Genomic DNA, 12,202 nt, shown 5'->3' with positions numbered 1-12,202 from the left:
AACGGGCTTTGGCGGGTGATGCTGACACGGCGGACAAGAGCCTTTCGAAGAGCGCGCGCCGCTGACCGGACGACCGGCGTGGGCCTGGCCCGTGGTCAGGTGGAACGACCGCGCGGCGCGGATGGACGTGTAAGGGATCAGGCCGGGCCGGGCGTTCCGGCAGGGCAGTCGATCTCGCCGGCGAGGCGCCTCACGGCGGCCGCGGCCAGCAACGCGATCGACAGCAGGGCCACGACCGGCTGGAGCGGGGCCCAGATCGTCAGGGCGCCGGACGTGCCCAGCAGCAGGAGCACCGCCTTGTTGCACACGGGGCACCCGATCGCGAAGAACGACAGGACGCTGCCGAGAGGCCCCAGACGCCTGGCCGCACCGGAATCCGCGGTGGGCGGCCGGCCGATGTAGGTGGCCAGGACCAGCCCGGCCAGCAGGGCGGTAATGCCAAGTACGGGGTAGTTCCACCACTGCACCGGCACGGACCGGCCGAACAGCGGGTTGGGGATCACGTCGGTGGGCGCTCCCACCACGAGCGCGGTCCCGGCGGCTCCGGCGGCGGCCACTGCCCAGCGGCGGACCGGCCAGCAGGCCAGCGCACGACCGGCTTTGGCGCACATGCCGGCGGACGCCCGCACGGGCGGGCGAGCAGAGATCATCGGATGGACTCCGTTCGGTCGGATCTGAGGGCCCGGGTGAACGGGGCCTCTAGATCCGCAGAACGCAGAGCCCGGCGGGGTCGGGTGGGGACGGCGCGGGCCCCGGCGGCGCTCCCGCGACGGCCGCGCCCGGCGGCGCCGCGCTCTCGGCGAGCGAGGCCGGGACCATGACGGCCGGGACCGGCAAGGGCTGGGCGGCGGGCGCAGGCGAGGGTGCCTCGGCCACCGTCTTCTTGCCGCACTGGCCGGCGCCCGGCTCCGTCCCGGAATCCTTTGACTCGGGCGCCGCACGCTCGGTGGAGACCGCGTCGCCGGGAAGCCCCCGCGCAGAGGCCGCGTATCCGGTGACCACGGCCTCGGCCGATACGGGCGAGGCGGAGGCGGACCGGAAGACGGCGGCGCCCTTGCCGAGCTGCATGAGGCAGCCGACCATCAGGAGGACGACCAGAAACGCCAGCACCAGGGACGGCCGAGACCACGCGGATCTCGGACGGACCGGAGACGGCATGCCAGACGACCTTCCTGCTCACGATGAAGATTCGTGGGTCACTATAGGTGACCTCTCGCCGGGATCCGGCCGACGGCGGCCAACGCGGTTCCGCTCGAATAGCGGCGACCGCCGCTCTCGGCGGATGCGCCGTGCCTAGGATCCCCGTCATGCCGACCCGGTTCGATCTTGCTGAGGAACTCGCCGCGGGCATGCGGAGCACGGAGGCCGCGTTCCGGTTCGTCTCCCGGTACTGCGCCGCGTGGACGACTCCGCTGTCCACGCGCGACGCCTACACCCCGGGGGAGGTCCAGGAAGCCGAGCGGCGGTTGGGGATCACCTTTCCGGCGGCGTTGAGGCAGGCGTTGCTGCTCTTCAGCAGGCGGTACGTCGGCCTCCTCGACCAGGACCGCAGCCTCATGCACCGCCTGAAAGGTGTTGAGAACTTCGACATCGACGCGGACACGCGGGCGTTGATTTACCAGGCGGAGAACCAGGGAGCCTGGGAGCGCTACATGCTCCTCGACGACCTGTGCTTGGACGACCCTCCGACGTTCCAGACCCATCCGAGCGACTACTCTCGGCTGCTGCCGTTCACCGACCGTCTGTCGGTGGCGCTGATGGACCTGGTACTGCGCGAGCACTGGTGGCGCGACGAGCGCTTGATCGTTCACGCGGAGCTCCGGGAAGAGCAGATCGCCGAACTGGCCGGGCGTTTCGAGGAACTGGCGTTGTCCTCTGCCGTGCCCTGCCACGACTGGATCGTCCCCATGGCGCCCGACCGCTGGTTCCTGGCTCCGGACGTCCTCGTGCACCTCGAACACACCATGGTCCTGACCGAGGAGGAGTCGGAGAAGGATCCGTGGCCGAGGCGGCGCCCCGGGACCGCCGCCAAGATCACCTTCCGCGGACGCACCGCGGAGTCGCTCCACGCCCTGCTACCCACCTTGCCCGAGCAGTGGTTGACCTGACGGCGCCCGACCGAACGGGCAACGCCCACGAGGCGAGTCGAGGGAGAGTCCCATGGATCGCTTGATGGTGGGTGCGGCCGTGGGAGTCGGCGTCGTTCTGGCAGCACCTCTGGCCGCCATCATCGGGCTCACCGCCTGGGAGGAGGGTAAGTGCAAGGACGGGTTGAGAGAGCTTCGGAGCGTGCGTGGAGCGGTCGCAGCCGACTTGGCCCCACTGCACAGCGACCCGCTTGAGACCGTGTCCGTGTGCGATTCGGGCGATCCGCCCTACCTGAGCACTCGACTCGGCGCTTCTGTCTCACCCCAGAAGGCGACCCGACATCTGGAAGGCCGAGGCTGGCGCATCGTCGAGACCGATCGGCGGCCCAACGGCCAGATCCGGCTCTGGGGACTGCAGAAGAAGTACCGGACCGCGTCCGCGTATCTTTCGATCAAGAAGGCTGAAGCGGCCGGTACGGCGAGCTTGAACGTCCATCTCCTGTGAACGGCGAGGGACCCGGCCGCGCCCGGGCATCGTGGACCGGCCGTCTCGGCGGTTGGAGCGGTCGCGCAAGCCTGCCCGGTCCCGGTCGCGCACCGGCTGATCAGAGAGTTGCGGCCGTGGCGCTCTGCGTGGTTGAGCCCGGGCACCTGGGGGGTGGCCGGGCTCAACGCGTTAGGGGATCTTCGGTGGTCGTCAGCCGTGCCGGCCGGTGGACGGTCGCTTCAGGCGCCGGACGAGGGCGATGAGGCCGACGCCCGCGAGCGTGCCCGCGACGGCCCAGACGGCAAGGGAGACGTGCTGCCCATCGGACGTGTCCGCAGCCGTCTTCACCTGGGGTGCCGAGGGACCCGGCCCCTCGCTCACCGCCGGGTGCGAACCGCCCTCCGGCGCGCTACCCGATGACGGCGGTTCGCTCACCGCCGCCGGGTCTAGCACCAGCTCAGGGACGGGGAAGTCGGGCTCCTGCCCGCCGGTCGCGGGCTGGTTCCAGTTCACGACCGACCCGTCGGAGTACGTCTGCGCGGTGTTGAAGCGCAGGACGGCCTCGTCGGGCAGCGGATTCACGCGCACGGTGAAGGTGTGGGTCTCGGTGGGCTTGATCTCGTGTCCGGCCCGGGCCGTCCAGACGACGTGCGGAGCGCCTTTCCCGCCGCCCGTCCGGCTGATCGTCCAGCCGTCGTCGGCCGGGACGGAGCCGGCGGTCACCCCTTCGGGCAGCGTGATGTCGACCCGGACCGTGGTGCTGAACTCCTTCTCGCTCGGGACGCGGAACCGCAGCGTCGCGGGCTTTCCCGCCTCGGCTCCCTCGGACAGCACGCGTACGTGGGCGGAGGCCGGAGCGGACAGCAGCATCACCATCCCGGCGCCGAGGGCCGTGGCGGTCGCCAGGCCGGGCAGCCGGTTCCGGCGTGGTGTGGGGCGTGTGCGTTCCACGGTCGCTCACCTTCGTCTCAGCAGCAGCAGAACACGAGGGACGCCGGGTCGGCGTCGCGGCCGCCCTCGGCGTTGTGCTCGTGGCCGGTGCTGATCTTCTTCAACGACGCCAGGGTCTGAGCCGAGGCCCGTCCCTTGGGCTTGATCGCGATCCGCTTCCCGGTGAACGCGGAGAAGGACAGCACCTGCGGCGCCTTGCCGCCTTCGTCGGTGGTGAAGGAGACCAGCGGGGTCTCGCGCCCGGACGCCCCGACGGCGTACGCCTGGTACGTCGTGGCGGGCCTGAGGTCGCGGGCCTGCAACTGGACCATGTCGAGCCCGCCGACGGGACGGACGGTCGCCTCCAGCACACGGCCCTTGCCGCCCGGCCGCATCGCGTCCCCGGCCGAGCCGTCGGGAAGGACGGTCGGCACGTTCCGGACCCGCTCCCCGAGTCCCTGGCGCCCGAGTCCGGGGGCGGAGTCCGGGCTGGGCACGGCCCCGGGGGCGTAGAGGACGGCCTGGGGCTCCTGGCCGGTCCTGATCGTGTTGATCACCCTGTTGGTCGTGGTGTCGATGACGTCGACCGCGTCGGACTTCTCCAGGCCGACGTACATCCGCGTCCCGTCGCCGCTGGGCCAGGAGCCGTGCGGAGCGTGCCCGTGGTTGCGCACGCGTGTGATCAACTTGGGCGCCCCCGACGCGGTGCGCTCGTAGACGAGCGTCTGGTCGAGGCCGCCGACGGTGAGGTAGGCGAACGAGCCGAGCGCGTTGGTCGCGAAGTTGGGGTGGTTGGTGTCCGGGCCGGTGTCCAGCACGGCCTTGACCTTCCGCGCGGCCACGTCGATCACGCTGACCTTGCCGGCGCGCTTGTGCGCCGCCCAGATCTCCTTGCCGTCGGGGGAGATGGCGGCGTCGGAGGAGAAGACGTCGGCGAGCCCCGTGATGCGACCGGTCACCTTGCGGGACTTCACATCGACGATGGTGATCTCGGGTGCGCTGATGTGGTTGACGTAGGCGAGCCCGCCGTCGGGGCTCATCAGCACCTTCGACGGGCCGGCGCCGACGGTGACGCGTCCGGCGACGCCGCCGCGGTCGGCGTCGACGATGGTCACGGTGTCCCGGCCGCGGTCGGCGACCCAGAACTCGCCGCCGTCGGCGGTGAAGGCGCCCTCGTGCGCGGCGCGGCCTGCGTCGGTGTGGCTGAGGACCTTGTTCGTGGCGGTGTCGATGATGTCGACGGTGTTGCTGGCCACGCTGACGACGCCCAGGCGCCGGCGGTCCGGGGAGTACCCGAGCCCGTGGACGCCCGCGTTGGACAGGTACTGCGGGCTGAGCGTCGCGCCCAGCCGCTGGTCGCCGAGACGGATGGTGCCCAGCGTCCTGCCGGCGGCCGGGTCGATGACCGTGACCGTGTTCGAACTCTGGTCGGCCGTGTAGACCCGGTCCCGGCCCGAGAGCGGCGCCGGGTCCGCCGCCTTGACGGCCGCTACCGGACGGGCTCCGTGCGGCGATGCGGCGGGCGATCCGCCGGCCGCGGCGGTGACGCCGAAGACGGCGGCTCCCGCGGTCGCCAGCACCGTGGCCGCACCGATGGCGTGTCTGACAGAGAACACGGATGAACCTCCATGAAAGGGATCTGTGCCGGATGGCAGGGCGGGGCAGCGCACGGCGGGGCGCCGTGCGCGGAAGAGGATGGGCAGGCCGGAGCAGACCCGCTGACTCGGTCGCGGGTCTCCGGGGAGTCCGGTCAGTCGGGCGTGCGCGACGGAGACGTCACGGGCAGCCGTGCGACCATGCGTCCGCTCTCGTCCTGGACGAGCAGTGTGGTGATCTGCGACCGGAGCATCGCCGTCACCATGCGGGTGCGCATGGGCGCGTCGCCGCTGCCCGCCCGCACGGTTCCGGCCGACTGGCGCCTGCCTTGGGCGTCACCGGTCAGCAGGTGGTAGGTCTGCCCAGGCCGGAGCCCGGACAGGGACACCGGGACCTCCGTGCCCCAGCTGTGCTCGACCATCGGTTCCGGCCGGGACAGCGTGACCGCCGCGGCGGGCGGCCTGTCGGGGCCGTCACCGGGGAGCACGGTCGTCAGCACCGCGCATGCGGCGAGCACCAGCCCGGCGGCCGCGGCCGCGACCCGCCGCCGGACGCGCCCCGGCGTCGTCGGCGGCTCAGGGACGTCGACGTCGAGGACGACGGATTCGGCGCGTTCGAAGGTCCTGATCAGCCGGCGCACCCCCGCCGCCTCGGCGGAGCAGTCGGCGCACCATGCGAGATGGCGGGCCATCGGGGCCGGCAGCGGCCGGTCCAGCAGGAGGAGTTCGGTGAGTTCGACGCGGATCGCGTGGCAGGAGGGACTCACGGAGCCAGCCATCCTTTCTCGTCCAGGATCCCGCGCAGGGCGCGCACTCCGTAGTAGAGGCGGCTGCGCACCGTGGACGCCGGGATGCCGAGGTCATCGGCGAGATCGGCGCAGGTGCGTCCGAGGAAGTACACCTCCAGGACGACCTGGCGGTGCTCGGGTGACAGGCGGCGCAGCGCCTCGTCGAGTTCGATGCGCGTCAGCAGCTGGTCGAACGGGTCACGCGGATCGCGCTGCTGCTCGCCCGCGTCCGCCGGTGCGGCGAGCGGCACGCGCGCGGCCCTGTTCCGCCCGGCATCGATCACGACGTTGCGGGCGATCGCGAACAGCCACGTCCGCAGGCTCGCGCGGCGGTGGTCGAAGGAGGCGGCGGACCGCCATGCCCTGACGAACGTCTCCTGGACGACGTCTTCGGCGAGCTGGCGGTCGGCGAGGGCATTGCACGCGAAACCCAGCAGTTCCTGGCCATGCCGGTCATAGGCGAGCCGTACGTCCTGCTCGCTGCGCAGGGAGGGAGGAGCCTCCTGCCGCGCGGCGGGCCGGCGGCCCAGCCTCCATAGCTGGGCCACCCTTACACCGACCCGCCGCATGCCGCCTGCCGGCTGCACTCCGCCATTGAGGAACACCCCTTCGCCGCACCGGCCGATTTGTCACGGGGGATACGCGGACCCTAGAAGAGGTGTTGAAGGCCGCGGATATGACCTGGGTCACATGCCCGGTGGCCGTCAGGCCATGGATCAGCTGTAGTTGACGTTGTTCGGGCTGGGCTGGAGGGTGCCCTGGGTGAAGGTGCCGGGGCAGATGTCGCGCGGTCCGTTCTGCCAGGTCACCTCGGCGGGGAGCCAGGTGCCGGCCCACGAGACCGCCCACCCGCCGGCGGACGGGCAGTCCGGGCTCGTGCCCCACTTCAGCCCGGCGTAGGCCGTCGCTCCAGGGCGCACGATGATCCTCATGCCGGCGTCCGGGTGGGCCTCGCGCGCGCCCTCCACGGGTGCGTAGTACGCGCCGCCCGCGCCGCCCTGCCCGAGCGGCGCCCAGCCCCTGGGCAGCAGGCAGCGCTGGTCCGACTTGTTGGACAGCGTCAGGATCGCCAGCACCTTCTCCTCGGAGTCGGACGGCTGCTCGTGCACCTCGGCGATCAGCTGCTGCGGCGTGCAGACTGCCGGGTCGCCGCCGCCCGCCTGCGGCGAGGCGGGCTTCTCGCCGCCGTCGCCGGGGGAGGACGCGGAGCGGGGGATCGCCTTCCCGGTCTCGCCCGGGCTCGGTTCCGGGCCGCCCGCGTTGACGTCGATGCGGCACCCCGTGGCGGAGAGCGCGAGCATCAGCCCGGCCCCTGCCAGCGCGACGAGAGAACGGCGGCTTGTACTGTGCGTCATCTTCGGGTCCCCCACGTGAATCGTCCCTGGTCAGTGAGTGAGATGACCGAAATGTCGGATAGGTTCCAGCGGGTTTGACCGGGGGCGGATTCTCGACCCACCTCGCCGGCGCCTGCGGAGACCGCGACGTTCGACGGGATCAGGCCTCGCCCCGGTACTCGACCGGGGTGAGGCCGTACCGCGCACGGAACGCCGCGTTGAAGGCACTGAGCGACCCGAAGCCCGAAGCGTGCGCGACGGAACTGACCGTGCGGGCCGCCCAGGCAGGGTGCCGCAGTCTGCTCGCCGCTCGTTCGAGGCGAGCCTCCCGGATGACGGAGGCGGGGCTGGTCGAGGCGCGTCGCAGCCCGTACTGGACCGAACGCAGTGACCAGCCCAGCCGCGCGGCCAGCTCGCCCGGGCCGAAGGCGGCGTCGTCGCAGTACTGGCGGGCGACCGCGCGCGCCTGGAGGAGCACGTCGTCCTCCGCGCTCGCCGCGCCGCGGGACAGCAGCCCGACGGCGGACTCCACGATGGACGCGAACGACGACCGGTCCAGCGTCGACGCCTGGGTGGAGGCTTCCCGCAGCATCGTGCGGAAGACCGCGCCCGCGCCGTGGCCGAGCTCCCACAGGACCAGGCCCGCCGAGACGGGCGCGGTCCAGAGACGGACAGGGCAGGACAGGATCAGGGCGCGCGCGTACCCGTCCTGTTCGAGCCGGAAGCCCAGCCTCATCGAGACCGCGGCGGCGGTCCCGGGCCCGATCCGGGTGTGGCCCTCGCAGCCGACGACGCTGATCGAACCGGACGTCGGCAGCACGATCCGCAGGCTGTCGGCGCCGTCGCCGTCGTATCCGCTGGGCAGGCGCTCGTACGCGATCGCCGTCGACCAGAAGTCGACGAGTTGCAGGTCCCCCTGGCGCTGCACGCGGGTGCCGCCCGCGAACCGGTCGGCGTCCCGGAAACCGAAGTCCAGCCGCCCGTGGTTCTGCGTCACGTGGTCACGCCAGAACGCGACGCGGCCCGCGCGCGGGACGGCGTCGGTGTCCGCTTCCGCTGTGACGTATCCCGGCGGGCCCATCGCTACCTCCCGGCCCGCGGCCTGCGCGCTGCCGTCAGCCGGTTGCGCGGAGCCGCAAGACCAGCTCAGGGCCACATTACTAACGTCCAACGCATGGCGGTACCTCGGCGACAAGGCCGGGGACGGTCCCACCGCCCCACTGGACGGGAGTTGATCCACATGCGGTACGTCGAGGCCAACGGCGCCCGGCTCGCCTACGACGACAACGGCCCCGCGGATGGCGAGGTCTTCCTGCTCAGCCACTCGCTGTTCTTCGACAGCGCGATGTTCGAGCCGCTCGTGCGGATGCTCACCGGTGCGGGCTACCGCACCATCGCCTTCGACCACCGCGGCCAGGGCGCCAGTTCCCCCGCCGCCTCGATCGACGAGCTGTCGATGGACGCGCTGGCCGAGGACGCCGCCGCGCTGATCCGTGCGCTCGGCGTCGGCCCGGTGCATGCCGTGGGCAACTCGATGGGCGGGTTCGTCACGCTCCGGCTGGCCGCGCGCCATCCCGAACTGGTGCGCACGGTGGCCGCGCTCGGCTCCTCGTGCGAGGAGGAGTACAAGCTCGCCGAGTTCGCCCCCCTCGTCGAGAGCCTCGGGGAGGAGGGCGGGGCGGCCCGGGCGATCGACACGCTCCTCTACATCATGTTCGGCGATGCCAGCCTTGCCGCGGGCGGTCCGCTGATCGAGCGGTGGCGGGCGTCGATGGCCGCCCTGGAGCCGACGATCCGTGACTGCGCGTGGCAGGTCGTCCACCGCGGCCGCCTCGCCGAGGAACTCGCCGGGTGCCGGGTGCCGGTCCTGGCGATCGCGGGCGAGGAGGACCACGCCTACCCGCAGCCGATCTCCGGCCGCAACATCGCCGAGGCGGCCGGCGGCCGGGACGAGACGGTCCGGGCCGCGGGGCACTCGGTGGCGCTGGAGAAGCCCGACGAGGTCGCCCGACTGCTGATCGCGCACGCCGAGGGCGCGGCCTGAGCGACCGCGGGGCCTGAACAGGCAATCCGGGTCGAGGTTCACCTCGACCCGGATTGGGCGGCGTCCTCCGATCGGTGGCCGACGGCGGGCCACCGCGCACCCGGACATGGAGAGGTCAGGCGGGCGGCATCAGGTCGCTCTCGCTGACGGTGTACGTCAGCGGGGGGTAGACGAAGTCCGTTTCATCGTTCTCGCGGCGCCGTAGCCGGTAGAACTCGTGCCTCTGCTCGTCGTCGGCCAACGTGAGGCGCGCACCCTGCGGGAGGAACGCGTGTCCGTCGTGGAACCGGACGAAGGTCTTCGACGTGCGAAAGGTTACGCCCAACCATTGGTTGTCCGTCGCCTGGGCAGGCGTGTCCAGCACGATCTTGTGCTTGAGTCGCCGATTCGAATCGACAGAGAACGCGACGACGCTGTTGTGGCCGAGGGGGATCTCGAACTTCTCGCCGTCGGACTCCTTCGATTCGAAGATCAACTTCCTCGGCGGGTCCGCTTCGGGGCGTTCGTAGCAGGAGAAGACGGCGATGAACGATCCGTCGGCCAGATCGAGGGCCTGGTCGGAATGGCCGCCCATGGTCTTGTACGCGTTCGTGTAGCGCTCGATGAGAGCGTTGTTGAAGCCGACCGGAAGCGCCGCGCGTTCTCGGATTCGTTGCGCCAGCCGTTCGTGCACCGCCCGGAAACGCTGTGTCGGGTTGCCGTATCGAGTGGTAGTGCGTACGAGAGGCACGCCCTCCGCCTCGTCCACCTTGGTGAGCGTCGCGCCGCGCCGGCCTTTTCCGACATCTTCCAGGCGAGCCGATGCGGACAGCTCCGCGAAGAGATCCTCCTCGGTCGGCAAGGTGTACGAGAGGATCTCGTCCGGGATCCTAGATCCGGGGGGCAACGTAGTCCCCCTGGTTCATGCTGAAGATGAACTCGTCGCCGTAATCGATGAAGGACGAGGTCCTGTTCTCCTCGGCGTAAAGCCTGCGCAGCTCGTCCATGCCCGCCGGTGTGGGCGGCTCCAGCCTCACCAGCTCTTCGTCCGCTTTGAGGAACGTCTGGCCGTTCTTGTGGACGGCTTCGGTGCTCGAACAGCGCACCACGTATCCAAGGCGGGTCGGGAGCAGCTCGGCGTCCAATCCTGAGGGGCGGACTTCGTGCGTGTACAGGCGATTGGTGGACAGCGGCATGAGGAACACGGAGCCGGGATAGAGCGTCAGGCTGAACTGCGAGGGGAGCGCGGCCTCGTCGCGTCCTTCGGCCGGCTCCTTGAGACGGAAGTTGAGCCTGGTCAGTCCGCTGACACCCTTCACACCGTAGTCGAAGGCGTCTTCCGGCAGGGGGCGCAGCTTGTCGAGCCGGTCATAGAACGTGCAGAAGGCCATGATGCCGTTGACGGGCATGTCCTTGGTCTTGTCGGCATGCGCCGAGATCTTGGCCTTGGATTGCCTGCGCTCGGTCGTGGCGGGCGTGTTGTGGTAGATCTGAGCGAGGACGTGGTTCAGCGGCGCCTGGTTCCGGAAGACGGCGGCCGCCTCCCGGTTCAGAGCCTCGACGATGTGCGTGTCGGTCGGGCGAAATCCTTCGGTCGGCCCCGAGAGATTGGTGGAGCACCGGAGCAGACGGAAATGCAGCTCGTCACCGTCGCGCGTGACGGGCGTCAGATAGATTCCGCTGCGGTGGGCCGTCCCGGGCTTGGTGGACTCCGTCAGCGACTGGAACGCGTGCTCCGTGGAGATCCGCCCGAAGTGATCGGCGCCGGGGTCGAAGAAGCGGCGGTAGTAAACGCCGGCGCCATGCACGCGGATGGGAACTCTGCCGAGGTCGATGACGGTCCAGGGCTCGTCGACGCCCTCGTGGTAACCGCGCGACAGCTCCCGGACGACGAACACCCGGGCCGCCGCACGCAGTCGGCGGCCGCTGATCCCGGACACGTCGCCGCACAGGTAGACCGTCTTCTGAGCGAGGTCGGGCGAACCGGAATCGAGGTCCTCCGGTGTGATCGTGGACCCGAGGAATTCCCTGATCAAGTCATTGGCCCGCAGCATCGAAGGCGCGACCAGAATGTTGCTCGCATCCTCGATGCGGGCCTCTGTCAGCTCTGATGCGTGCATTGAACAGCACCTGCCATTCGCCCACCGAGACGCTGGTCCGCAGAGTCGACCGAATGCCTGCCGATCCGTTCGGCCCATTCCGTGAACTTCCGCACGGTAGAGGATGTTAGTCGGGATCACCGGCGCGAGTGGTTCAGCGGCGTATGAGGCCGAAGAACTCCGCGACCGCCTCGGCGGTGTTCAGGCTGGAGGTTCGGCCCATGACGCGTGGGGCGGGCCGCACGCCGGGGACCGTGTGGCCCCCGGCGTGCACCGTGTAGAGCGAGACCGGTGGCGTGCCGGCTTGCCGGTAGTCCGTGGCGGTGACCGAGGTGGTTCGCGATCCGGTACGGGATCGGACACTGTGCGGCAGCTTCCGCGTTCTGGGCGGCCGGTCGATCGAGTTGCGGGCCGCGAAGTAGGCCGCGGTCTGCGGTGCCGACAGGAACCGCCCGCCGGTGTGGAACATCCACCGGGCCAATCGGTGCAGCCTCCTGGACCTTCGAGCGGTCGATGCGATGACTGACTTCCAGCGCGCCGACCACGGCCGTGGCGAAGGCCACGTCGTCGACGTCCTCGACGCGTGCGCCGACACTGCTGTCGGCGCACGCGTCGTTCCATTGGCCCTTGTAACCGTCGAGGTAGGCGACCACGGCCCCTGCCGCGGTGGCCAGTGAGTCGAAGGAACCGCCGGAGAAGGCGCGGAACTTGCCGCCGCTCTGCCCGGAGCCATGGAAGACGAGGACGAGTGGGCCGCCGGGGATCGCGTCGGGAGGCGCGACCAGCGTGTAACTGCGGCGGCGCCCGGCGACATCGACGCCGCCGCGTGTGATGCGCACGTGGGGCATCGCCGTTCCCC

14 protein-coding genes are annotated in these 12,202 nt (G+C 70.8%); 3 read left to right on the top strand and 11 right to left on the bottom strand.

What is annotated here, in order from left to right; genetic code table 11:
- Positions 1 to 137: 137 nt before the first annotated feature.
- Both AB0C21_RS06255 and AB0C21_RS06250 read right to left on the bottom strand, forming a co-directional pair.
- Positions 138 to 650, bottom strand: coding sequence for a hypothetical protein (locus AB0C21_RS06255; protein WP_500202979.1), 513 nt, complete (start codon positions 648 to 650; stop codon positions 138 to 140).
- Between the two features lie 49 nt (positions 651 to 699).
- A complete protein-coding gene (locus AB0C21_RS06250) occupies positions 700 to 1,110 on the bottom strand; it encodes a hypothetical protein (protein ID WP_500202978.1) in 411 nt (136 codons plus the stop codon).
- A 197-nt stretch (positions 1,111 to 1,307) separates the two neighbouring features.
- On the opposite strand from AB0C21_RS06250, the gene AB0C21_RS06245 reads away from it, so the two are divergent.
- A complete protein-coding gene (locus AB0C21_RS06245) occupies positions 1,308 to 2,108 on the top strand; it encodes a hypothetical protein (RefSeq protein ID WP_500202977.1) in 801 nt (266 codons plus the stop codon).
- A gap of 52 nt (positions 2,109 to 2,160) precedes the next feature.
- Complete coding sequence (locus AB0C21_RS06240; RefSeq protein ID WP_500202976.1) at positions 2,161 to 2,592, top strand: hypothetical protein; 432 nt, start codon at positions 2,161 to 2,163, stop codon at positions 2,590 to 2,592.
- A 192-nt stretch (positions 2,593 to 2,784) separates the two neighbouring features.
- Here AB0C21_RS06240 and AB0C21_RS06235 read toward each other — a convergent pair whose 3' ends face one another.
- From AB0C21_RS06235 to AB0C21_RS06210, 6 genes are all read right to left on the bottom strand, one after another.
- Positions 2,785 to 3,525: a DUF1775 domain-containing protein gene (locus tag AB0C21_RS06235; protein WP_500202975.1), complete on the bottom strand. Its 741-nt coding sequence runs from the start codon at positions 3,523 to 3,525 to the stop codon at positions 2,785 to 2,787.
- Between the two features lie 17 nt (positions 3,526 to 3,542).
- Positions 3,543 to 5,120, bottom strand: coding sequence for a beta-propeller fold lactonase family protein (locus AB0C21_RS06230; protein WP_500202974.1), 1,578 nt, complete (start codon positions 5,118 to 5,120; stop codon positions 3,543 to 3,545).
- 134 nt (positions 5,121 to 5,254) lie between these two features.
- Entirely contained in the window at positions 5,255 to 5,866 is a 612-nt protein-coding gene (locus AB0C21_RS06225) for a hypothetical protein (protein WP_500202973.1), read from the bottom strand.
- The gene (locus AB0C21_RS06220; RefSeq protein WP_500202972.1) at positions 5,863 to 6,435 is read right to left on the bottom strand and encodes a sigma-70 family RNA polymerase sigma factor; all 573 of its coding nucleotides are present in this window, start codon (positions 6,433 to 6,435) and stop codon (positions 5,863 to 5,865) included. Before AB0C21_RS06220 ends, AB0C21_RS06225 begins: the two co-directional genes overlap by 4 nt.
- Before the next feature lie 168 nt (positions 6,436 to 6,603).
- The gene (locus AB0C21_RS06215) at positions 6,604 to 7,242 is read right to left on the bottom strand and encodes a DUF4232 domain-containing protein (RefSeq protein ID WP_500202971.1); all 639 of its coding nucleotides are present in this window, start codon (positions 7,240 to 7,242) and stop codon (positions 6,604 to 6,606) included.
- Between the two features lie 139 nt (positions 7,243 to 7,381).
- Positions 7,382 to 8,302 carry an AraC family transcriptional regulator gene (locus tag AB0C21_RS06210; RefSeq protein ID WP_500202970.1) on the bottom strand — a complete coding sequence of 307 codons (921 nt, stop codon included), beginning with the start codon at positions 8,300 to 8,302 and terminating at the stop codon, positions 7,382 to 7,384.
- A gap of 159 nt (positions 8,303 to 8,461) precedes the next feature.
- On the opposite strand from AB0C21_RS06210, the gene AB0C21_RS06205 reads away from it, so the two are divergent.
- Positions 8,462 to 9,265 carry an alpha/beta fold hydrolase gene (locus tag AB0C21_RS06205; protein WP_500202969.1) on the top strand — a complete coding sequence of 268 codons (804 nt, stop codon included), beginning with the start codon at positions 8,462 to 8,464 and terminating at the stop codon, positions 9,263 to 9,265.
- 115 nt (positions 9,266 to 9,380) lie between these two features.
- Here AB0C21_RS06205 and AB0C21_RS06200 read toward each other — a convergent pair whose 3' ends face one another.
- From AB0C21_RS06200 to AB0C21_RS06190, 3 genes are all read right to left on the bottom strand, one after another.
- Complete coding sequence (locus AB0C21_RS06200) at positions 9,381 to 10,106, bottom strand: alpha-ketoglutarate-dependent dioxygenase AlkB (RefSeq protein WP_500202968.1); 726 nt, start codon at positions 10,104 to 10,106, stop codon at positions 9,381 to 9,383.
- 28 nt (positions 10,107 to 10,134) lie between these two features.
- Entirely contained in the window at positions 10,135 to 11,364 is a 1,230-nt protein-coding gene (locus AB0C21_RS06195; protein ID WP_500202967.1) for a hypothetical protein, read from the bottom strand.
- 116 nt (positions 11,365 to 11,480) lie between these two features.
- A complete protein-coding gene (locus AB0C21_RS06190; RefSeq protein ID WP_500202966.1) occupies positions 11,481 to 12,191 on the bottom strand; it encodes an alpha/beta hydrolase family protein in 711 nt (236 codons plus the stop codon).
- Positions 12,192 to 12,202 lie beyond the last annotated feature (11 nt).

This window comes from Spirillospora sp. NPDC049024, from assembly GCF_040649235.1.
GTDB lineage: Bacteria > Actinomycetota > Actinomycetes > Streptosporangiales > Streptosporangiaceae > Spirillospora.
This window is presented reverse-complemented; position numbering and strand designations above follow the sequence as displayed.

Bases quoted from the DNA above. Each gene is read 5' to 3' on its own strand.
- AB0C21_RS06210 (WP_500202970.1), bottom strand. From the start codon at position 8,302: ATGGGCCCGCCGGGATACGTCACAGCGGAAGCGGACACCGACGCCGTC.
- AB0C21_RS06195 (WP_500202967.1), bottom strand. From the start codon at position 11,364: ATGCACGCATCAGAGCTGACAGAGGCCCGCATCGAGGATGCGAGCAAC.
- AB0C21_RS06255 (WP_500202979.1), bottom strand. From the start codon at position 650: ATGATCTCTGCTCGCCCGCCCGTGCGGGCGTCCGCCGGCATGTGCGCC.
- AB0C21_RS06240 (WP_500202976.1), top strand. From the start codon at position 2,161: ATGGATCGCTTGATGGTGGGTGCGGCCGTGGGAGTCGGCGTCGTTCTG.
- AB0C21_RS06215 (WP_500202971.1), bottom strand. From the start codon at position 7,242: ATGACGCACAGTACAAGCCGCCGTTCTCTCGTCGCGCTGGCAGGGGCC.
- AB0C21_RS06205 (WP_500202969.1), top strand. From the start codon at position 8,462: ATGCGGTACGTCGAGGCCAACGGCGCCCGGCTCGCCTACGACGACAAC.
- AB0C21_RS06245 (WP_500202977.1), top strand. From the start codon at position 1,308: ATGCCGACCCGGTTCGATCTTGCTGAGGAACTCGCCGCGGGCATGCGG.
- AB0C21_RS06190 (WP_500202966.1), bottom strand. From the start codon at position 12,191: ATGCCCCACGTGCGCATCACACGCGGCGGCGTCGATGTCGCCGGGCGC.